The sequence below is a fragment of the Hydrogenophaga sp. GW456-12-10-14-TSB4 genome (genome assembly GCF_059424305.1).
Genome location: NZ_JBWKZH010000015.1, coordinates 55,350 through 76,034 on the forward strand (window position 1 = coordinate 55,350; position 20,685 = coordinate 76,034).

20 protein-coding genes are annotated in these 20,685 nt (G+C 67.4%); 11 read left to right on the plus strand and 9 right to left on the minus strand.

Annotated elements, in window-relative coordinates; all coding sequences use genetic code 11:
- Positions 1-15 precede the first annotated feature (15 nt).
- From AC07ZS_RS10115 to AC07ZS_RS10130, 4 genes are all read left to right on the plus strand, one after another.
- The gene (locus tag AC07ZS_RS10115; RefSeq protein WP_494798468.1) at positions 16-1,476 is read left to right on the plus strand and encodes a mechanosensitive ion channel; all 1,461 of its coding nucleotides are present in this window, start codon (positions 16-18) and stop codon (positions 1,474-1,476) included.
- 4 nt (positions 1,477-1,480) lie between these two features.
- On the plus strand, positions 1,481-1,909 hold the full coding sequence (locus AC07ZS_RS10120) for a PaaI family thioesterase (RefSeq protein WP_494798469.1): 429 nt from the start codon (positions 1,481-1,483) through the stop codon (positions 1,907-1,909).
- A 60-nt stretch (positions 1,910-1,969) separates the two neighbouring features.
- A complete protein-coding gene (locus tag AC07ZS_RS10125) occupies positions 1,970-2,113 on the plus strand; it encodes a hypothetical protein (RefSeq protein WP_494798470.1) in 144 nt (47 codons plus the stop codon).
- Positions 2,114-2,480: 367 nt separating this feature from the next.
- Positions 2,481-4,340, plus strand: coding sequence for a phosphoenolpyruvate carboxykinase (GTP) (locus AC07ZS_RS10130; protein WP_494798471.1), 1,860 nt, complete (start codon positions 2,481-2,483; stop codon positions 4,338-4,340).
- A 133-nt stretch (positions 4,341-4,473) separates the two neighbouring features.
- Here the strand turns inward: AC07ZS_RS10130 and AC07ZS_RS10135 are convergent, their stop codons facing one another.
- The gene (locus AC07ZS_RS10135) at positions 4,474-5,046 is read right to left on the minus strand and encodes a hypothetical protein (protein ID WP_494798472.1); all 573 of its coding nucleotides are present in this window, start codon (positions 5,044-5,046) and stop codon (positions 4,474-4,476) included.
- Between the two features lie 165 nt (positions 5,047-5,211).
- Between AC07ZS_RS10135 and AC07ZS_RS10140 the strand changes: the two genes are divergently transcribed.
- The 3 genes from AC07ZS_RS10140 to AC07ZS_RS10150 all read left to right on the plus strand — a co-directional run bounded on the left by AC07ZS_RS10140 (position 5,212) and on the right by AC07ZS_RS10150 (position 7,458).
- On the plus strand, positions 5,212-6,147 hold the full coding sequence (locus AC07ZS_RS10140; protein ID WP_494798473.1) for a LysR family transcriptional regulator: 936 nt from the start codon (positions 5,212-5,214) through the stop codon (positions 6,145-6,147).
- Positions 6,148-6,170: 23 nt separating this feature from the next.
- Positions 6,171-6,965: a metallophosphoesterase gene (locus AC07ZS_RS10145; RefSeq protein ID WP_494798474.1), complete on the plus strand. Its 795-nt coding sequence runs from the start codon at positions 6,171-6,173 to the stop codon at positions 6,963-6,965.
- 70 nt (positions 6,966-7,035) lie between these two features.
- Positions 7,036-7,458: a universal stress protein gene (locus AC07ZS_RS10150; RefSeq protein WP_494798475.1), complete on the plus strand. Its 423-nt coding sequence runs from the start codon at positions 7,036-7,038 to the stop codon at positions 7,456-7,458.
- A 69-nt stretch (positions 7,459-7,527) separates the two neighbouring features.
- Here AC07ZS_RS10150 and AC07ZS_RS10155 read toward each other — a convergent pair whose 3' ends face one another.
- Together AC07ZS_RS10155 and AC07ZS_RS10160 are read right to left on the minus strand one after the other, a co-directional pair.
- On the minus strand, positions 7,528-8,112 hold the full coding sequence (locus tag AC07ZS_RS10155) for a TetR/AcrR family transcriptional regulator (RefSeq protein WP_494798476.1): 585 nt from the start codon (positions 8,110-8,112) through the stop codon (positions 7,528-7,530).
- A gap of 154 nt (positions 8,113-8,266) precedes the next feature.
- Positions 8,267-9,196, minus strand: coding sequence for a LysR family transcriptional regulator ArgP (locus tag AC07ZS_RS10160; RefSeq protein ID WP_494798477.1), 930 nt, complete (start codon positions 9,194-9,196; stop codon positions 8,267-8,269).
- 150 nt (positions 9,197-9,346) lie between these two features.
- Here AC07ZS_RS10160 and AC07ZS_RS10165 point away from each other — a divergent pair, with 150 nt between their 5' ends.
- The 3 genes from AC07ZS_RS10165 (at position 9,347) to AC07ZS_RS10175 (ending at position 13,113) form a co-directional block, all read left to right on the plus strand.
- A complete protein-coding gene (locus tag AC07ZS_RS10165; protein ID WP_494798478.1) occupies positions 9,347-10,699 on the plus strand; it encodes a D-amino acid dehydrogenase in 1,353 nt (450 codons plus the stop codon).
- A 400-nt stretch (positions 10,700-11,099) separates the two neighbouring features.
- Complete coding sequence (locus AC07ZS_RS10170) at positions 11,100-12,737, plus strand: M30 family zinc metallopeptidase (protein WP_494798479.1); 1,638 nt, start codon at positions 11,100-11,102, stop codon at positions 12,735-12,737.
- A gap of 19 nt (positions 12,738-12,756) precedes the next feature.
- Positions 12,757-13,113 carry a hypothetical protein gene (locus AC07ZS_RS10175; RefSeq protein WP_494798480.1) on the plus strand — a complete coding sequence of 119 codons (357 nt, stop codon included), beginning with the start codon at positions 12,757-12,759 and terminating at the stop codon, positions 13,111-13,113.
- Here the strand turns inward: AC07ZS_RS10175 and AC07ZS_RS10180 are convergent.
- On the minus strand, positions 13,082-14,248 hold the full coding sequence (locus tag AC07ZS_RS10180; protein ID WP_494798481.1) for a mandelate racemase/muconate lactonizing enzyme family protein: 1,167 nt from the start codon (positions 14,246-14,248) through the stop codon (positions 13,082-13,084). The genes AC07ZS_RS10175 and AC07ZS_RS10180 overlap by 32 nt on opposite strands.
- Positions 14,249-14,354: 106 nt before the next feature.
- Between AC07ZS_RS10180 and AC07ZS_RS10185 the strand changes: the two genes are divergently transcribed.
- Positions 14,355-15,299, plus strand: coding sequence for a LysR family transcriptional regulator (locus AC07ZS_RS10185; RefSeq protein ID WP_494798482.1), 945 nt, complete (start codon positions 14,355-14,357; stop codon positions 15,297-15,299).
- A 4-nt stretch (positions 15,300-15,303) separates the two neighbouring features.
- Here the strand turns inward: AC07ZS_RS10185 and AC07ZS_RS10190 are convergent, their stop codons facing one another.
- From AC07ZS_RS10190 to AC07ZS_RS10210, 5 genes are read right to left on the minus strand one after another with little or no spacing between them, the layout of a single operon-like run.
- Positions 15,304-16,182 carry a M14 family zinc carboxypeptidase gene (locus tag AC07ZS_RS10190; RefSeq protein WP_494798483.1) on the minus strand — a complete coding sequence of 293 codons (879 nt, stop codon included), beginning with the start codon at positions 16,180-16,182 and terminating at the stop codon, positions 15,304-15,306.
- Between the two features lie 37 nt (positions 16,183-16,219).
- A complete protein-coding gene (locus AC07ZS_RS10195) occupies positions 16,220-17,476 on the minus strand; it encodes an acyl-CoA dehydrogenase family protein (protein ID WP_494798484.1) in 1,257 nt (418 codons plus the stop codon).
- A gap of 33 nt (positions 17,477-17,509) precedes the next feature.
- Positions 17,510-18,751, minus strand: a complete 1,242-nt coding sequence (locus tag AC07ZS_RS10200) for a serine hydrolase domain-containing protein (protein WP_494798485.1) — start codon at positions 18,749-18,751, stop codon at positions 17,510-17,512.
- Between the two features lie 21 nt (positions 18,752-18,772).
- The gene (locus tag AC07ZS_RS10205) at positions 18,773-19,567 is read right to left on the minus strand and encodes an alpha/beta fold hydrolase (RefSeq protein ID WP_494798486.1); all 795 of its coding nucleotides are present in this window, start codon (positions 19,565-19,567) and stop codon (positions 18,773-18,775) included.
- Positions 19,564-20,616: a 2,5-dihydroxypyridine 5,6-dioxygenase NicX family protein gene (locus tag AC07ZS_RS10210; protein ID WP_494798487.1), complete on the minus strand. Its 1,053-nt coding sequence runs from the start codon at positions 20,614-20,616 to the stop codon at positions 19,564-19,566. Before AC07ZS_RS10210 ends, AC07ZS_RS10205 begins: the two co-directional genes overlap by 4 nt.
- Between the last annotated feature and the right edge of the window lie 69 nt (positions 20,617-20,685).

Consider the following 20,685-nt stretch of genomic DNA (forward strand, 5'->3'; position numbering starts at 1 on the left):
AACAGGAGGTAGGGCATGGACACCAACACGCTGTGGAACTCGCTGCAAAGCACGCTGGGCACCCACATCCCGCAACTGCTCGGCGCGCTCGCCATCTTCATTCTGGGCTGGCTCATCGCGGTGCTGGTGCGCGCGGCGACGCGCAAAAGCCTGGGCTTTGTGGGCGTCAATCACCGCTTTGGCAAACTCACCAACACGCGCGTGGACATCGAGGGCGCGGTCGCGCTCGCGCTGTTCTGGATCGTGATCCTGCTGACCCTGGTGGCGGTGTTCAACTCGCTGAACCTCGCCATCGTCTCCGGTCCGTTCTCGGTCTTCACCACGCAACTCTTTGAATACGCGCCGCGCCTGCTGGGCGGCCTGCTGCTGGCGCTGGTGGCCTGGCTGGTGGCAGGCGTGGTGCGGGCGCTGTCGCAGAAGCTGCTGGACAAGACCACGCTCGACGAAAAGCTTTCGGAACACGCCGACATGGCGCCCATCAGCGACAGCCTGGCAGGCGCGCTGTTCTGGCTGGTGATCCTGCTGTTCGTACCGGCCATCCTGGGCGCGCTGCAGATGGACGGCCTGCTCGATCCCCTGCGCGCCATGGTCACCAAGACCCTGGACATGCTGCCCAACGCGGTGGCCGCGTTCGTGATCGGAGGCGTGGGCTGGATCGTGGCCACGGTGCTGCGCAACCTCACCACCCACCTGAGCCGCACTGCGGGCGTCGACAAACTGGGCAGCCGCGCCGGGCTGGCCGACACGGTGCAGCTCTCGCGGGTGATCGGCATGCTGGTGTTCGTGGCGGTGTTCCTGCCGTCCCTGATCGCCGCGCTCGACGCGCTGAAGATCGAGGCCATCTCCCGCCCGGCCACCGACATGCTCAACACCTTGCTGCAGGCCGTGCCCAACCTGATCGCCGCCGCGCTGATCCTGGTCGTCACCTGGCTGGTGGCCTCGTTCGCGAGCAAGCTGCTGGCCACCTTGCTGGCCACCCTGGGCTTCGACACCCTGCCCGCGCGCGTGAACCTGGCCCATGCCTTCGAGAAGACCAGCGCCTCCACCGCCGTGGGCCGGGTGGTGCTGTTCTTCGCCATGCTGTTCGCCACCGTGGAGGCGGCCGCGCAACTCGGCTTCGGGCAGGTCAGCAGCATCGTGGCCAGCTTCATCCGTTTCGGCGGCGACATCTTGCTGGGCTCGGCCATCCTGGTGATCGGCTTCTGGCTGGCCAACCTGGCCTACGACGCCATCGATCGCGCCAGCGGCCCCGGCACCAAGGGCCTGGCGCGCGTCGGGCGCTATGCGATCCTGGCGCTGGTGATCGCCATGGGCCTGCGCGCCATGGGCATCGCCGACGACATCGTCAACCTGGCGTTCGGCCTCACGCTGGGCGCAGTGGCCGTGGCCGTGGCCCTGTCCTTCGGACTGGGCGGGCGCGAAGCCGCCGGCAAGCTGATGGACCACTGGCTCTCCAAATTCCGCCGCGAGGACTGACCGAATGACGCAGAACCCCGAGACCCCCGTCACCGTCGAGCTGCTGCAAGGCCTGCTGGCCGACTGGTTCGCGCCCTGGATCCAGGCCATGGGCCTTCGGGTCGAGTCGTTCGCCGACGGCGAGGTCACCCTGCGCCTGCCGCAGAGCGACCAGCTCTCGCGCGTGGGCGGCATGCTGTGCGGCCAGGCCATGATGTCGGCCGCCGACACCGCCATGGTGCTGGCCATCGTCACCCAGCTCGGCACCCGGCGGCCCATGACCACGGTGCAGCTCAACACCAGCTTCCTCAAACCGCTCTCGGGGCAGGACGCGCGCATCACGGCGCGCGTGGTGCGCGCCGGCAAGAACCTGGTGTTCGGCGAGATCGACATCGGCGGTGCGAACGACGGCAAGAGCGTGTGCCGCGCCAGCACCACTTACGCCCTGCTCTGAGGTGGCCGCGCCGCATCCTTTAAAATCCCCACAGTCTTGAACCCTTTGACGGAGCATCACATGTCCAGCCACAACCACAACACCCCCAGCGAGCAGCCCCAGGACATGGTGGAATCCATCGTTCCCTACATGCCTGTCGTGCTGCCCATCGCCGGCGGCGTGCTGATGTTTCTGCTGGCCTTCATCGCCATCTACATGGCCTGAACCCGCGCCGGTTCCGCCAGGCCGAACGCCCGCCGGGGCCTTCGGCCTTTCTTTTGGGCGCCCCGCCCGTCCCCCGGCCCAACCGTTTAATGCATCACGTTATGCGGGTTTTGCATGTAACCGCCTCGTAACGGCGCGAGCGCTTTCTTAAAATCGGGGCATTGGCCGACACGCTGATCAAGCCCGGATCCACCGACCCGGGTTTCATCCCCCCCTGCTGCCCCGCCATCCGCACCGCAGCCCCCACGCGCCGACCGCCCTTTTTCGCCAAAGGGACCCCTTGGACAGCCGCCCCGTCATCTGCATGACGCCCGCGGCTGTCGGTGTCTCTGTGGCATGCCGGTTTACAAACTTCTGGAGCGACTCCATGAACTCACCCGTGATGCAGGGCCTGGCCCTCAACACCCCCTCCTATGTGAAGAACGCCCGGCTGATCGCCTGGGTCGCCGACATGGCCGCCTTGTGCAAGCCCGACAGCATCTACTGGTGCGACGGCAGCGAGGAGGAGTACGCCCGCCTGTGCCAGCAACTGGTGGATGCCGGCACACTCAAGAAGCTCGACCCGGTCAAACGCCCCAACAGCTTCCTGGCCTGCTCCGACCCTTCGGACGTGGCCCGCGTGGAGGACCGCACCTTCATCTGCTCGCAGAAGCAGGAAGACGCCGGCCCGACCAACAACTGGAAAGCGCCCGCCGAGATGCGCGCCACCCTGCAACCCCTGTTTGACGGCTGCATGCGTGGCCGCACCATGTACGTGGTGCCGTTCAGCATGGGCCCGCTGGGCAGCCCGATCGCCCACATCGGCATCGAGCTCTCCGACAGCGCCTACGTGGCGGTCAACATGAAGCTCATGACCCGCATGGGCAAGGCCGTGTTCGACGTGCTCGGCGCCGACGGCGATTTCGTGCCCTGCGTCCACACCGTGGGCGCGCCGCTGGCCGAAGGCGAAACCGACAAGACCGCCTGGCCTTGCAACCCGACCACCAAGTACATCGTCCACTACCCCGAAACGCGCGAGATCTGGAGCTACGGCTCGGGTTACGGCGGCAACGCCCTGCTGGGCAAGAAGTGCTTCGCGCTGCGCATCGCCTCCACCATGGGCCGCCAGCAAGGCTGGCTAGCCGAGCACATGCTCATCCTGGGCGTGACCAACCCCCAGGGCAAGAAGTACCACGTGGCCGCCGCCTTCCCCAGCGCCTGCGGCAAGACCAACTTCGCCATGCTGATCCCGCCCAAGGGCTTCGAGGGCTGGAGCGTGACGACCATCGGTGACGACATCGCCTGGATCAAGCCCGGCAAGGACGGCCGCCTGTACGCCATCAACCCCGAAGCGGGTTACTTCGGCGTCGCCCCGGGCACCAACACGGCGACCAACCCCAACTGCATGGCCAGCCTGAACCGCGACGTGATCTTCACCAACGTCGCCCTGACCGACGACGGCGACGTGTGGTGGGAAGGCATGGGCGAAGCCCCGGCCCACGCCATCGACTGGCAAGGCAAGGACTGGACCCCCCAGATCGCCAAGGAAACCGGCGCCAAGGCCGCTCACCCGAACGCGCGCTTCACCGTCGCCGCCACCAACAACCCCGCGCTGGACCCGGCCTGGGACGACCCCAAGGGCGTGGCCATCGACGCGTTCATCTTCGGCGGCCGCCGCTCGACCACCGTGCCGCTGGTGACTGAGGCCCGCAACTGGACCGAAGGCGTCTACATGGCCGCCACCATGGGCTCGGAAACCACCGCCGCCGCCTTCGGCGCGCAAGGCGTGGTGCGCCGCGACCCGTTCGCCATGCTGCCGTTCACCGGCTACAACATGAGCGACTACTTCCAGCACTGGCTCGACGTGGGCGGCAAGCTGGCCAGCCAGGGCGCCAAGCTCCCGGCGATCTACTGCGTGAACTGGTTCCGCAAGGACGAGGCCGGCAAGTTCGTCTGGCCCGGCTTCGGCGAGAACATGCGCGTGCTCAAGTGGATGATCGACCGCCTCGAAGGCCAGGCCGGTGCCGGCACCGAGCACGCCTTCGGCGTGAGCCCGCTGTTTGAAGACATCCACTGGGACGGCCTGGACTTCTCCGCCGACCAGTACCGCACCGTGACCCACATTGACCGCGCCGCCTGGGCCAAGGAACTCGACCTGCACGCCGAGTTGTTCACCCAGCTGGCCTACCACTTGCCCCGGGAACTCGAGGAGACCAAAGCGCAGATCGAGAAGCGCCTGGCGGCCTGAAACAGGCCGCACTCGATCAACACCGGTGGCCCGCACGATCTGCGGATCACCGGCGCATCCCCGGCCTACCCGCCAGGGCAATAAAAAAAGCCACCGGACCCGGTGGCTTTTTTGTGGGCGCTGGGCGCTCGGATCAGATGTAGTACATCAGGCGGTTGCGGGCGCGGGCGGTGCCCAGACGCTCCCAGTAACCGATCTGCGGCTCGACGGCCTTGGTGGCTTCGGGCAGGCCCAGCGGCGCCAGGGCTTCGGCGAAGGACGCCGTCTGCACCGGGGCTTCGACTTCGGTCTCCACATCGGCGCGGGTGCGGGCGGCCATCAGCTCGTCCATCAGGCGGTGGTCCATGCGGGCCATTTCCCACAGGCGGGTTTCAGCGCGCGCTTCGGCCAGGGCTTGCGACCAGCCATCCAGCCCCACGACGGCGCGGCGGGCCAGCGAACGGGCGGTGTCGGCAAACAGGGCCATGCCGGCGAAAACCACGACCCACAGGAAGACCCAGGCCAGGAACAGCTGGCCGTCGGCCCAGGTGCTGATCAGGCGATCGGCCACCACGACCATGGCGGCCACCACGGCGGCCAGCAGCATGACGGAGAGGCCACGCGCACTGTCGTTGCGGCGCTGAACGCCGTCGACACCCTTTTGCGCGGGCGTGGATGCCGGGCGCAGGCCCAGCGGGGCAGAAGGAAGGGATGCGTATGTGCTCATGGCGAACTCCAGAAATAGAAAAATGTCTTTTGGACACCCGAATACTAGGGTTTGCCCTAGTATTTGGCCACTTTATCTTTGTGATGTCTTATATTCACCCGGGTGATAAATAACCTCAACTTCCGCACCCTGGATCTGAACCTCCTGCGTGTTTTCGATGAGGTGATGACCGAGCGCAGCCTGACCCGCGCGGCCCACAACCTGGCGATGACGCAGCCGGCGGTGAGCAACGCCTTGCGGCGCCTGCGCGAGGTGCTGGGCGACGAGCTGGTGCGGCGCTCGGGCTACGGCGTGGAGCCCACGCCCGTGGCGCTGGCCCTGTGGCCGACGGTGCGCGACGCGCTGCACATGCTGCGGGAGTCCCTCGCCCCTGGCACGTTCGACCCGACCAGCGCGCGCAACGCCTTCGTGCTCGCCATGGCCGACGCCACCGCCGCCAAGCTCATTCCCGGGCTGATGGATCTGCTGGAGAACGAGGCGCCCGGTGTGAACCTGCGCGTATTGCCGTTGACCACGCGCGACCCGCGCGGCCTGCTGGAGTCCGGCACGGTGGATCTTGCGATCGGGCACTTCCCCGGTGTGCTGGCCGAACTCGGCGCGATGCACCTGCAGGAGAACGACCCGCAGTTTCACCACCAGCGCCTGTACGACGGCGAGTACGTGGTGGTCATGCGCCGGGGCCACCCCCTGGCCGGCCAGCCGCTGAGCCTGGACAGCTACTGCGATGCGCGCCACCTGCTGGTGAGCTTCTCGGGTCGCCCTTTCGGGTTCGTGGACGAGGCCCTGGCAGCGGTCTCGCGCCAACGCCACGTGGTGATCACCGTCAACCAGTTCTTCACCGCTGGCCGGGTGGTGGCCACGACCGACCTGCTTACGGTGCTGCCGCGCCATTTTGTCGGCGCCACCGGCATGGAAGACGAGCTGGCCCTGTGCGACCTGCCGCTGCAGGTGCCGGCCGTGCACGTCGATTCCCTGTGGCACCGCCAGGCCACACAGAACAGCGCACACCGCTGGTTGCGGGACGCGGTAGCGCGCGCGGCCAACATGGATCTGCGTGCCGCGGCCGCCGCCCCCCAACGCCCCCGCAAGCCCAGGGCCTGAGCGACCTGGACCACAATGCCCGCATGAAACTCCAGCTGCTCAGCGACCTGCACCTCGAAGCCAACCCGGACTTTGTACCGACGCCCGCCCCGGGCGCCGACCTGCTGGTGCTGGCGGGCGATGTCGGCTCGTACCAGTTGCGGCGCGATGGCAGTGCCATGAACGAGCCCGACTGGGGCCTGGGCCGTTTTGCCGACTGGCCCGTGCCCGTGCTGTTCGTGCCGGGCAACCACGAGTACGACGCGCTCGATGTGGACGAGGCCCACGACCGCCTGCGCGACACCTGCGAGCGCCTGGGCCTGATCTGGCTGGAGCGCGAAACGCGCGTGATGCAGGGCGTGCGCTTCGTGGGCACAACCCTGTGGAGCGACTACGACGTGCTCGGCGACCGGGAAAAGGCCTACCGCGCCGCCAACCACTACCTCACCAAGATGGCCGGCCAGCGCGACGGGCAGCTGTTCGACGCCGAGGCCATGCGCACCCTTGCGCTGGACTGCCAGCGCTGGCTGCGCGGCGCCCTGGCCGAACCGTTCGACGGCCCGACCGTCGTCGTCACGCATTTCGCGCCCACCCTGCACAGCGCCGACCCGCGATACGGCCTGAGCCCGGGCACGGCAGGCTTCTGCAACGGGTTGGACGACTGGCTGCCGCAAGCCGACCTCTGGCTGCACGGACACCTGCACTGCCCCACGGACGTGCAGGTCGGACGCTGCCGCATCGTGGCCAACCCCCTGGGCTACGCCGTCAAGAACGAGCAGGACGGCTTTCTGCCATCGCAGCTGATCACCGTGCCGACCCAGGCTGGCACCACTGTTTGAGCCAGCGCAAGGTGCACCGGCGCCAAGGACATACACTGCGCACTGATTCAACCTAGAAGGAGAACACCTGATGAAGATTCTGCTGGCTGTCGATGGCAGCGCCTACACCAAGAAGATGTTGGCTTACCTGGCCACGCACGAGAACATGTTCGGCTCCGACAACAGCTTCTCGCTGATCACCGTGCAAGCCCCGCTGCCTCCCCGCGCACGCGCGGCCGTGGGCGCCGCGGCCGCCAACGAGTACTACGAGGAAGAGTCCGCCAAGGTCACCGGCGCGGTGATCAAGTTCCTCAAGCGCCATGGCATCGACGCCAAGGCCATCCACAAGGTGGGCACGCCCGGCGATCAGATCTCCAAGGCGGCCGACGGCGGCAAGTTCGACCTGCTGGTGATGGGCTCGCACGGCCACAGCGCCCTGGCCAACCTGGTGATGGGTTCGGTCGCCACGCAGGTGCTGGCCCATTGCGGCGTGCCGGTGCTGCTGGTGCGCTGATCCCAACCTGCTCCCTCGCACCAAGGGCCGCTGATGCGGCCCTTTTTCATGGCCGTTCGGCCAGCGCCGTCAGCGCGCCCGCAGCCCGTCGAAACAGGTGCTCAGCACCATCTCGATGATCTGCTCGTTGCCGTACTGCTCGCTGCCCTTGAGAAAACCGAGCACCGGATCGCATGCGCGCGCGTACAGGGTGTAGAGCACGGCGATGGGCGGCAGCGCCGGGTTCAGGCTGCCGTCCGCCTGCGCGGCCGTGATCCAGCCCCCCAGGCGCTCACTCACCTCCATCAGGCCGTCCACATAGGCCTTGTTGGTGGTCAGCGCGGCGCGCAGGCTGGAGTTTTCGCTCGGCAGCGACGGCATCTCGCCGGCCAGCTGCACCTCCATGGTCCAGCGCGCCACCGCCTTGAGCTGGTCGATCGGCCGCGCGCCGGTGGCGCCATCCCGCAGGGTGTCGAGGAATCCGAGGGCGCGCTCCATCACCCGCACCATGGCCGCCGCCGCCAGGTCTTCCTTGCTGGAGAAATGCTTGTACAGACTGGCCTTGGCGATGCCCACCTCGACCGCCACCTCGTCCAGCGTCATGGCCTCGAAGCCTTTTTCCGCCAGCAGGCGGTTCACCGCCGTGATGATGGCGTCCTCGCGCGCGAGGTGCATCTGCGCACGAAAACTGCGTTTGGGGGTGACAGGGGTTGGGGAAGCGGCGCTGACCATGGGGACCCTAATGACAGGCACCGGATTCTGCATCAGATCGACGCACGCGTCGACACGGCGACTCTTTGGTCACAGTTCGACCGGGGAGATTGCGACCTCAGGCGGCCACCGCTTCCACGCCCCGAAGGTTGAGGGCCGCCGCGCGGCGCAAGGCCATGCTCAGCGCGTCGAGCACGTCGGAATTGAGGTTCCAGCAATGCCAGTGCAACGCCACGCCCAGCCGATGGCGGGGCGCCAGATTCACCAGCTCACCGCGTGCCAGCAGCTCCCGCACGCGCAGCTCGGGCACCACGCTCACGCCCCAGCCCGCCAGCACCGCACGCACCTGGCCCTCGCTGGACGGCACGAACAGCTGCTTGAGCATCACGCGCGAGAGACCGAAGGCGTGGGACACGAAACCGTGTTGCAGGTTGTCCTTGCGGTTGAAGGCGACGAAGGGCACCTTGTGGAAGTTGTGCGCGTTCAGCCCCTTGGGCAGGTGCTCGGCGGCGTAGGCGGCCTGCGCCACCACCACATAGTCCATGGTGCCGAGCGCCTCCATCTTGCAGCCCCTCAGCGCCTGCCCCAGCGAGGTCACGCAGCCCAGCACCTGGCCCTCGCGCAACCACTCGTGGGTGAACTCCTGGTCGTCGGTGATGATCTCGATCGGCAGCCCCCCCTGGGCCAACGCATCGAGCGCGGGCAAGGCCCAGGTGGCAATGCTGTCGGCGTTGATCGCCACCGAAATGCGCTCGTCGTCGCGCCCGTTGCCGGTGGAGCTCGGCGCGAGCTCCTTGAGGTCCTTCTCCAGATCGGCCCGCAGCAGCCGCATCATCTTGGCGTGCTTGAGCATGAGCTGCCCCGCTGCCGTGGGTTTGAGCGGGCGGCTGCGCACGATCAGCACCGTGCCGACCTGGGCCTCCAGCGCCCGCAAGCGCTGCGAGACAGCGGACTGGGTGATCGAGAGACGCTGCGCGGCGCGCTCGAAACCGCCCTCTTCGATGATGGCGGCCAGGCATTCAAGGGCGTCTGGGTCAAAGGTGCTCATGGGAAACCTCCGGCAGAGAGCGGCGTGCGCGGCTTGTGGCCTGCACATAAGTCATTCTGATGAACGCGATTTTAGTTTAATTTCGCTTCACTAAGCACCCCATATTTTCCATACTGCGGCGCATTCACATCCCCTTTTTCGGAGCGGATCATGCAAGTCACGGTATTGGGCGCGGGCATCATCGGAGTCAGCACGGCGTGGCACCTGCTGCAACGCGGTCACGAGGTCACCCTGGTCGACCGGCAGCCGGACGCCGCGCTGGAAACCAGCTTCGCCAACGCGGCGCAGATCTCGGTGAGCTATTGCGAGCCCTGGGCCAACAAGGAGGCGCCGCTCAAGACCCTGAAGTGGATGTTCTCCGACGAGTCGCCGCTGCTCTTCCGCCCGCAGCTCGACTGGGCGCAGTGGCGCTGGGGCCTGCAGTTCCTGGCCCAGTGCAACGACAAGGCCTTCGTGCGCAACGTGGCACAGCTCGTGGCGCTGGGCGCCTACAGCCACGGGGCCCTCAAGGACGTGGTGGCCGAGACCGGCATCGAATACAACCGCCTGGAACGCGGCATCGCGCACTACTACACCGACCAGAAATCCTTCGACGGCGCGGCCGACGCGGCGGCGGTGATGCAGCGCTTCGGCGTGCAGCGCCGCGTGGTCACGCGTGAAGAGCTGCTCGCCATCGAACCGGCGCTCAAGGCCTTTGGCGATCGCATCGTCGGCGGCACCTACACCCAGAGCGACGAATCGGGCGACGCGCGCGTGTTCACGCAGCAGCTCGCGGCCCTGTGCGGCCAGCGCGGCGCGCGGTTGCTGTTCGGGCACGACATCGAACAACTGGAGAGTGACGGCCGCGAAGTGCGCCAGGTGCGCGTGCGCGACCGGGCCACCGGCACGGCCAGCGTGCTCAAGGCCGACGCCTTCGTGGTGGCCTGCGGCTCGTATTCCACGCCGCTGCTTGCGTCGGTGGGCGTGAACGTGCCGATCTACCCCGGCAAGGGCTACAGCGCCACCCTGCCCCTGCTGCAACCCGAGCTCGCCCCCTCGGTGAGCCTGCTCGACGACCAGATGAAATGCGCCGTCTCGCGCCTGGGCAACCAGCTCCGTGTGGCAGGCACCATTGAGCTCGGCGGCTTCGACCTCTCGCTCGACACACCGCTGGCGCGCAAGCGCTGCGACCTGCTGGTGCGCCGCATCGAGCAGGTGTTCCCCGGCGTGGCCGACACCCGCACCGCCGAAGAAGGCGGCAACCCGCAGTTCTGGTGCGGTCTGCGCCCGGCCACGCCGACCAACATCCCCCTGATCGGCCGCACCCCGCTGCGCAAGCTCTGGATCAACGCGGGCCACGGCACGCTGGGCTGGACGCACGGCGCGGGCTCGGGCAAGGCCATCGCCGAACTCATCCACGGCGAGCAGCCGGCGATGAACTTCGGGTTCCAGGGCATGGGGAGCCCGGCAAAGGCCGCCGGGCCAAGGGGCGTGCGGCGCTTGCAGGCCACATCGCGGGGCTGAACGCGGCCCCTCCATTGGGCCACCAGCCCTATTGGTTGGTCACCCAATATCTGCTATCGACATCCTGTTGCCCACTAGCGGTTTTCCGTTCCCGTCCATCCCGATGACGGCGCACCCCCTGCAAACTGCCTGAAGGCAATTTGCCGCAGCGCAAACAACTCTACAAGACGCGTGCATGACCGGCCAGCCGGCTGATGTCACTCGCGATTGCGCAGGGAGGGGGAACACATCGCACCATTGATTTAGTTCAATCGTTTCGCACGGCAGCCTGCCGTCCGCATCCGTCTCATTCATCTGAGACGGACATCGCCGTGTCGTCCGGCCCCCAAACGCGCGACTCAGCCACTGCCACGTCAACGGCAGCAGCTGGTTTTCGCTCGCCCATTCATCGAATTCAACCATGTCTCAACGTTCCATTTTGCTCCTATCCACCGCTCTTGTTTCATTGCACTTGGCCGGTTGCGGCGGCGGTGGCGGAAGTGCCGAACCCAGCAACCCCACGCCAGCGCCCAGCCTGGTGATGGGCGTGCTCGAACCCGCCTGTCAATCCTGCGCCGCGTCCAGTGCCACGACGTACACCGGCAGTGGAACGGGCGTTTGGCAGGCGATCAACACCGGCAGCATCCCCATGCAAGTGCCCATTTCCATCTCGGGTCTGTCTGGGAAAGATGTGCAACTGATCATCGCGAACGAGAGCAATGGCAGTGTCCCCCTCCCATCGGGGTCCATCCCCAATCGTTCCGAGACACACCTGCTCAGCGTGCCGACATCGAAGGTCGAAGATCCTCGTAAGGCGGCCATTGCGGAGTTCAATCGCGCTGGATGGCACCAGGCCCTCCTCGGCGCACCAACCCAGGCCCGTTCGCAGAGCCAATCCCAACCCTTGGCCGCCGCGGCCTACACGGTCGGGGATGCGCGCGTGTTCAAGGACAGCGATACCACCAATCGGAACACCACGCTTGCGCACCAAACCGTGGCTTCCGACGGCCGCAAAGTCAATTTCTGGGTGGAAACCACGGAGTACGTCACACCCAAGATCTCCAACACCATCTTGAACACCCTGGCCACCAAGCTCGCTCAGCCGAATGGTGTCTATGACAGTCTGGTTTCAGTGGGCGGGCCTCTGTGGGGTACGCATGCCTATGTTGATCTGATCAGCGACATCAACCGTCCACTGGACGTCGTACTGCTCAACTTCGACAACAACAACCAGCCGTATGGCGTCGTCGGCTATTTCCATGCTCTGAACAACGTCCTCAAGACCACTTTGCCGGAAAGCAACGAATCCCTTTCGATCTATCTGGACTCCGAGACGCTGTACCTGGCCGGCAATGCAGGCTTGGAAAGTGGCATCCTCACCTTGGCCCACGAGTTGATGCACATGAGCAACTTCTACAGACGCGGTGTGAGCATGAGCGTTGACCACGCGTTCGACACCTGGCTGGACGAAATGACCGCCATGGCCGCGGAAGACCTGGTGGCCGATCAATTGACCACCTTCAACCCGATTCGGGATCTGCGCTTGCCGCAGTACCTTGGCGGCGGAGGCCTGGGGTACTCGTCCTTCAATTGCGCCCTGACAACCTGGACGCCCTACTCCGGCTCCTGCGACAGCTATGCCGTATCGGGCTCATTCGGTGGATTCTTGGTTCGACAGCTCGGCCTGGGCTTCTTCAAGGGCCTGTTGACGCAACCGCAAGCCAACTCCCGCACAGCCTTGGATGCCGCAATCAAGGCAACAACACCCACGTCCTCGCTAGCGCAGCAATTTCGCCGCTTCACCGTGAGCGCAGCAGGCGTTCTTCCTGCCGCTGGCGCGCCCACCGGCTACGGATTCCCGGCTCGATCAGAGGGCGGTTTCAACGTTCCCGTCATCAATGCGTTTGTTTTCAAAGGACAACGGGTTCTGCCGTCACCCCTTCCTACACAGATCCGCTCGCTCGCTATCGTCCCCGCCGTGCGGCAAAACGTGACGGGCACCTACACGGATTCGGTGCGGATTCCTCCGGGTGCATCGCTCTCTGTCGTCATTCACTGAACTCAGGGGAGAGCCGACGATGCCGATGAACATTCCATCGATGCGCCGGTATCTGACCTCCCTTGCATTCATGGCGAGCGTTCAACTCGCCGCCTGCCAGGGTTGGGCAAGCGCGGGCACGATCGAAATCGAAGGCAGATTGGTTCTGAGGGGCAACGAACCCTTCGTGCAACCCGTGGTCGTGGTGTCCAACTCGGAGCAGTGGGCACTTCTGGGTGTGCACCGCTCCGAGGTCGAAGACCACCAAAACCAGATCGTCAGGATCAAAGGTCAAGTGGTTCAGACATCCACGCCATGGACGACGCGTCTTCCCGCGCTGAGAGTGCTGGATTTCTCGCCACGACTCACGACGCCAGCGCCCGCATCGCCGAAATGAGGTCCGACTTGCCCTCGAAGCCGATGCCCGGCAGCGGGGGCAGGGTCACATAACCCTGCTCCACCTTCACCCCGTCGGGGAAACCGCCGTACGGCTGGAAAAGATCGGGGTAGCTCTCGTTGCCACCCAGGCCCAGGCCGGCCGCGATGGCCAGCGACATCTGGTGGCCGCCGTGCGGGATGCAGCGGCTGGGTGACCAACCGTGTTGCTTGAGCATCTCCAGCGTGCGCAGGTACTCCACCAGGCCGTAGCTCAGCGCGCAGTCGAATTGCAGCCAGTCGCGGTCCGGGCGCATGCCACCGTGGCGGATCAGGTTGCGAGCGTCCTGCATGGAGAACAGGTTCTCGCCCGTGGCCATGGGGCCGGCGTAGACCTTGCCGAGTTCGGCCTGCAGTTCGTAGTCCAGCGGGTCGCCGGCTTCTTCGTACCAGAACAGCGGGTACTGCGACATGGCCTTGCCGTAGTCGATGGCGGTCTTGAGGTCGAAGCGGCCATTGGCGTCCACCGCGAGCTGCTGGCCGGGGCCCAGGATCTTGAGCACGGATTCGATGCGCTCGCAGTCGTCGGCGAGCGAGGCGCCGCCGATCTTCATCTTCACCACAGAATAGCCGCGCTCCAGGTAACTTTCCATTTCCTTGCGCAGGCCATCAAGGCCTTTGCCGGGGTAGTAGTAGCCGCCCGCCGCGTAGACAAACACGCGCGGGTTGGGTGTGCCGGTGCCGTAGCGTTCGGCGAGCAGCTGGTACAGCGGTTGGTTGGCGATCTTGGCGACGGCGTCCCACACGGCCATGTCGATCGTGCCCACGGCCACCGAGCGCTCGCCGTGGCCGCCGGGCTTCTCGTTGATCATCATCTGCGCCCAGACCTTGTGCGGGTCGAGGTTGTCGCCGGTCTCGTCGAGCAGGCTGGCCGGGTCGGCCTCGAGCACGCGCGGGCGGAAGCGGTCGCGGATCAGGCCGCCCTGGCCGTAGCGGCCGTTGGAGTTGAAGCCGTAGCCGATCACGGGCTTGCCGTCGCGGATCACGTCGGTGACCACGGCCACCAGGCTCAGGGTCATCTTGGAGAAGTCGATGTAGGCGTTGCGGATGTCCGACTTGATGGGGCGGGTGGATTCGGCGATGTCGACGATTTTCATGTTGCTGCGGCTGGGGGTGGAGAAAGAAGGAATGGGTGGCATCATTCCCGGCGGGCCGCGCAGCGTCCAATACCCGAATCGCATACATCTATCGATCTCTTCGCCCATGGGCCCCGGCAACCGACCCCTTGACCTCGAATGGCTGGAGGATTTCCTCGCGCTGGCTGAGAGCGGCAATTTCTCCCGCGCGGCGCAGGCGCGCCACATCGCGCAGCCGGCCTTCAGCCGCCACATCAAGTCACTGGAAGAATGGACGGGCGTGCCGCTGTTCGACCGCAGCGCGCACCCCGCCGTGCTCACGCCGGCTGGTCAGCGTTTCAAGCCGCTGCTGGAAGACCTGCTGGGCCGGCTGGAGGCGGCGCGCAGCCTGGCGCGCGCGGCGCACGACGAGGCGGCCGCCGGCCTGCGTTTTGCCGCCACGCACCTGCTGTCGCTGGCCTTCTTTCCGCCGTGGTTCTCGCGCGTGGAGCAGACGCTGGGCCCGCGCACGGTGCAGATGCATTCCAACAACCTGGAGGCCTGCGAAGACCTGATGCTGCAGCGCAGTGTGCAGTTCCTGCTCTGCTACGGGCATCCCGAGGTGCCGGGCCGGCTGGAGGCTTCGGGCCACCCCATGCACCCCATTGGCGAAGAAACGCTGCTGCCGGTCGCGGCCACGCGGCCCGACGGCGCGCCCGCCTTCCGCCTGGGCGAGTCCACACCTGCGCAGGCGCCACTGCCCATCCTCGCGTACCACGCCTCTTCGGGCCTGGGCCGCATGCTGCAGACCTGCCTGCGCCCGCTGCTCGGCGGCGATGCGCAGCACCACACCGTGTTCGCCGCGCACCACGCGGTGGTGCTCAAGGCCATGGCACTGGAAGGCCGGGGCATCGCCTGGCTGCCGCGCAGCCTCGTGGCGGCCGAGCTCGCGAGCGGTCAGCTCGCGGTGGCCGGTGGTGCCGAATGGGCGCTGGCGATGCAGATCCGCCTGTACCGCCAGCCGATGGAGATGACCGAGTCGGCCGAGGCGCTGTGGTCTCTGGTGTGCAGCGAGCGCGCCAACGCCCCCTGACCCGTCAGCCCGTCTTGCGGGCCGCCTTCACCGGCAACACCAGCGGGGCGGCTTCCTCGGGCCGCAACCGCTCGCCCATCCAGCGCTGCAGGTCCATCCACATCTGGCGCATCTCGGCGTCCAGCGGGGTGCGCAGCGCGCTCGGCAGTTCGACCGTGACCACCGGCATGCCCTGGTGCACGCCGCCGTAGTTGCCCAGGCTGCCGGGGAAGATGCCGACCTGGTCGAGGTAGAGGCGCCCGAGCTTGGGCGGCGGCACGCCCGGGCCGTCGAAGTCGAGCACGCCGTAGGGCGCGTGGATGCTGACGATCAGGTGAGGCTGAAAGCGTGCCATCTCATCGTGCAGGAAGCGCGATTCGGGCTCGGACAGCGGGCTCGAGCCCGGCCAGCGGCGCGGGTCTTTGCGGGTGCGCTGCTCCCAGTAGACCTTGGCTTCGCGCTGCCAGTCGGGCGTGGGGAAGTTGCGGTTGAGGTCCACACCGTTGGCGTTGGTGCGCCGCGCTGGCCGGACCAACAGGCCGTCGGGGTTGAGCGCGGGAATGAAGCGCCAGTGCGCGTTGGCCGGCATCTGCACCGCGTGCTGGATCCAGTGCAAGGCCACGGAGGCGGACGACAACTCGTCGCCGTGCATGGCACCGACCACCAGCACGCGCAGCTTCGCACCGGGCGTGGTGACGTCGCGCGCGTAGAGGGTGCGGCCATGCACCGACCGACCGGGCGTGGGCTTGAGCTCGGCCGCGTCGCACAGCGGGCGCTTCAGGTTGGGCAGGCGCGCGACAAACGCCTCGCAGGGGCTGGTCACGGTCGTCGATGCGGCGGCCGCGCCCGCAGCAAGGGCGCCCAGCAGCGTCAGGACGGAAGAGAACCGGCGGGCTTGCAACATCCCGGCATTCTAGGAGGCCGGCCTTGCATTTCGTTCCTCATTCGTCGCGTTCGCCGGCCTCGTACAGCGTCTCGCGCCCCATGCGGTCAAGGATGAGTTCGGCGGTCCAGGGAAGCATGAGCGCGCCGCAGCGGCTGTCGCGGTACAGGCGCTCCAGCGGCAGGTGTTTCATCATGCTCTGGCCACCGCAGGTGCGCAGGGCCAGGCGCGCGATGTCGTTGGCGCCTTCCATCACGCTGTAGTGGGCGGCGTACAGGCGCAGCTTCTCGTCCTTCGAGGGGTTGGGCCGGGCTTCCGTGATGGCGCGCTGGAAGAGGCTTTTCATGCTTTCGAGCTGGATGCGCATCTGCGCCACCGCGATCTGCTTGGTGGGGTACTGCCGGCGCTTCACCGGCGGCTCGCCCTCGACCTCGCCACGCAGGTACTTCACGGTGAAGTCGTAGGCCGCGGTGGCGATGCCCAGGTAGGTAGGGGAGAGCGTGAAGAACATGGCTGGCCAGGTCTGCGCGCCCTTGAAGTAGATGCCGCGCGGCATGAGCTGTTCGGCGTCGCTCACGAACACATCCTTGAACGCGAGGTTGCGGCTGACGGTGCCGCGCATGCCCAGCGGGTCCCATTCGCCGCTGATGGAGAAGCCCGCGCTGGTGGCCGGCACGCTGATGTAGAGCGTGTCGCGCGCGTCGGGGTGGTCGTCGCCCTTGTCCTCGGTGCACAGGATGCCGTAGTAGTCGGCGGCACCCGAGAGGCTGGCGAAGATCTTGCGGCCGTTGACGAGCCAGCCGCCCTCGACCTTCTTCGCGGTGGTGCCGAAGGGCGCGCGGCCGGCGGCGGCGGCACTGCCTTCGCTGAAGGGCTGGGCGTAGACCGCGCCCTCGGCCACGACGCGCCGGAAGTGCAGCTCGCGCCGCGCCAGGTGCTCGGCGCGCTGCGCCTCGGTCATGGCGATGCCGTCGGCCAGCACGCCGGTCCACATGGTGCTGCAGATGTGCATGTTCCAGGTGAGCGCGGTGGCACCGCAGAAGCGGCCGATCTCGGCGGCGACCATCATGTACGTGGCGTAGTCGGCCCCGAGGCCGCCGTGCGCCGTGGGCACGCAGAGCCGGAGGAAGCCGGCCTCGCGCAGGTCGTCGTAGTTGGCGAACGGAAAGCTGGCCTCCCGGTCCCACTGCGCCGCGCGCGCGGCGAAGCGGTCGCGACCCAGCGCATGGGCGCGCTGCAGCAGATCGCGTTGCAGCGCGGTGAAGGGCAGGTCACCCACGGCCGGGGTGAAGCTCAACGAGGGAAAGGCGTCCATGGGTGTGTCCCTTGAAAACGGGGGGGAAGAAGATCAGTCGATGCGGCCGCCCAGCGAGGCCAGCACCCCGCGCCAGAGCGCGTCGGTCTCGGTCCGGGCGTTGTCGTCACCGCCACCGCCGGGGTACTCCCAGGCCGAGGTGATGGCCATCACGAGGCCGCTGGCGGGCTGCACGAACAGGTGCTGCCCGTGCACGCCGCGCATGAGAAAGGTGCGTTCCTTGAAAGGCAGCAGCCAGAACTGGTAGCCGTAGCCGTAATAGGGGATGGTGCGGCCGGGCCGCAGCGCATGGCTCTGGCGGTATTCGTCGGTGGCGTCCATCAGGTAGTCGCGCGGCACCACCTGGTGCTCGCCCACGCGGCCGTTGTCGGCCAGCAGCAGGCCCAGGCGGCCCCAGTCGCGCAGCGAGGCGTTGAAGAACGCGAAGGCGCCTTCCTGCCCGTCGGCACCCGTGCGCCAGAACGCCTCGTGCTCGGCGCCCATGGGCTCCCACAGCCAGGCCTGGGTCAGCGCGGCCAGGCCCTGGCCGGTGGCGCCGCGCAGCACGTAGCCCAGCACCTCGGTCTCGCTGCTGGCGTAGGCGAAGCGCTCGCCGGCCGGCGCGTTGCGCTGCGTGATGGTCTGCAACACCTCCATCGCGCCGCGTGGCGATTGCATGAAGGCCACCGCCAGGCGCGTCACGTCGTCGTTGCCGTCGTAGCGCTCGCTGAACTGCAGGCCCGAGGTCATGGTGAGCAGGTGCCGCAGATGCGTGGCGCCGTAGGGCGTGCCCGCCAGCGCGGGGACGTATTTCTCCGCCGGGTCGTCCAGCGAGGCGATGAATCCCTTGGCCTGGGCGATGCCCACCAGCAGCGAAGTCACGCTCTTGGCCATGGAAAAGGACAGGAAGCGCGCGCCGGGTTCGCGCCCGTAGCGGTAGCGCTCGGCCACGATCTGCCCGTCCTTGAGGATCAGCAGGCCGGTGGCGCGCTGGTGCTCCAGGTAGTCATCCAGCCCGTAGCTGTGCTCGCGGTGGCGGTAGTGCACGGCGGGCGGCGCGGCCATGGCAGGCAGCGGGCGCGCTTGCGGCGCGGGCGCCACCCGGGCCACGTGCACGCCCGGCACGCGGTCCAGCGCCGACCAGGAGCCCACGCGGTACGGATTGTTTCCCCAGGTGCTGCCATTGCCCACCGGATAGCCCTGCGCCTTGCCCAGCAGGGCTTCGTCGGGCTCGGCCCTGGCCCCGAGTGCGGCCAGCACCAGCGCGGTGACCAGGGCCAGGTGGATTTGCCTCATGGTCCGCCGTCTGAAGGCTGCTCAGTGCAGCGCGCGCGTCTGCGCCAGGAAGTCGAGCAGCAGCGCGTCGAAGTCGTCGGGCGCCTCCAGGTTCATGAGGTGGCCGATGCCCTTGAGTTCGGCGTAGCGCGCATCGGGAATGGCCTCGGCCATCTGTTTCATCACGGCGGGCGCGGCCACGCGGTCGAACTCGCCACCGATCAGCAGCGTGGGCACGCCGATGCTGCCGAGCGCGGCCTGCCGGTCGAAGGTGACCAGGCAGTCGAGCGCGCGGCGGTAGGTGGCGGCGGGCACACCGGCCATGCAGTGCTCGGCCAGGCGCAGGCCCTCGGGCAGGGAACCGGGGCCAACCATCTGCGGCACCAGCCGCCCGGCCACCTCGGCCATGCTCTGGCCCGCGTCCAGCGGGGCGGTGCGCTGGGCAATGAACTGCTGCGCCCAGGCGTCGGCACTGCGGCCGTCGGTGCGCTTGCCGAACGCCGCCGAGGTGCCGCACAGCACCAGCCGGCTCACGCGCTCGGGCCGGCGTGCCACGACCTCCTGTGCCACCATGCCACCCATGCTGTGGCCCAGCAGCACCACGTGCTCGCACTGCAGGGCGTCGATGAGGTCGATGCAGCTCTGCGCCAGGCCCTTGAAGGTGTAGGGCTCGATGGGCGCGCTGTGGCCGTAGCCCGGCATGTCCCAGGCCACCGCACGGTAGCCGGCCGCCGCCAGCGTCTCCACCTGCGGCGCGAAGGCGATGTGGCCGCCGCCGATGCCGTGCAGCATGAGCACAGTGGGGCCGCTGCCCAGGGTTGTGAATTTCGGGATCATGCGCCCACCACCTTGCCGGCATCGACCACGGCCGTGCCATCGAGCGCCACCGTACAGCCGCGCACGGGGAAATCGAAGTGCCCGCGCGTGTGGCGCCCGGCCACCTCGTTGGCGCCGGTGCTGTAGAGGAAATTGCCGGCGAAGGCGCGCAGCTCGGTGCCGTTGAAGTCGCGCTTGTCGTAGAGCGCCATGCTGTCCCAGCGCGCGGCTTCGTTCAGGCCGTAGCCCACGTGGCTCACCGCGTAGGCCTCTTTTTCTTCCCACGCTGCGTAGTGGCTGCGCAGCAACTCGGCGTCCACGCCCTGGCCGTCGATGCGCGTCACGTGGTCGTTCTCGATGGTGAGCGTGATCGCGCGTTCGATGTAGCGCTTGAAGGTGAGGTTCACGTCGCCCTCGGCCAGCACCAGCGTGCCGTTGACGCTGCCGGCCGCCGGAAAGGCCAGCACCATGCCACCGGGCCAGTGCGTGAGCGTGCCGGCGCGCGTGGTGCTGCCCCAGTTGCCCCCCACCACCGCGCCCTGCAACGAGATCGCCAGGTCGGTGCCGGCGCCGGAGGTGACGCGCAGGGCTTTCGCGCCGCGCAGCCGTTTCACGTGGTCCTTCACGCGCGCCTCGGTCGCGTCGTCGGGCAGCAGGCGCACCAGCGCCTCGGGGTGCTCGTTGCTGACGTAGACGATGCGCGGCTGCGTGAGGCCGTTGCCCTTCAGGATGGCGGGCAGCTCGGGCGCATGCATCAGGCCCTCGACCGTGCAGTCCACCACCAGCGTGCAACCCGACAGCGCGGCGATCACCGGGGCGAGCTGCTGCAGGGCCGGGCTGGCCCCCGTGGAACGGGACACCGGCTCGCCGGTGCTGAACACGGAAGGCAGCGTGAGCATGAAGGTGCGGGCGCCCAGCCGGGCCGCCGCGAGCCGCGCCAGCTCCATCAGCACAGGCCGGCTTTGCGTTTCACCGAGAATGGCCACCGTATCGCCGGTTTGCACCGCACAGCGGCGCAGCAAGGTCTCGAAGGCATCGATCCAGGCGGGTTCGGTCCGCTCCTGCAGCATGGGCTTTCCTTGTTTTGGGCCGGACCGCATCAGGGTCTTGCAGCCGGCGTTGTCATTATTCATGAATTT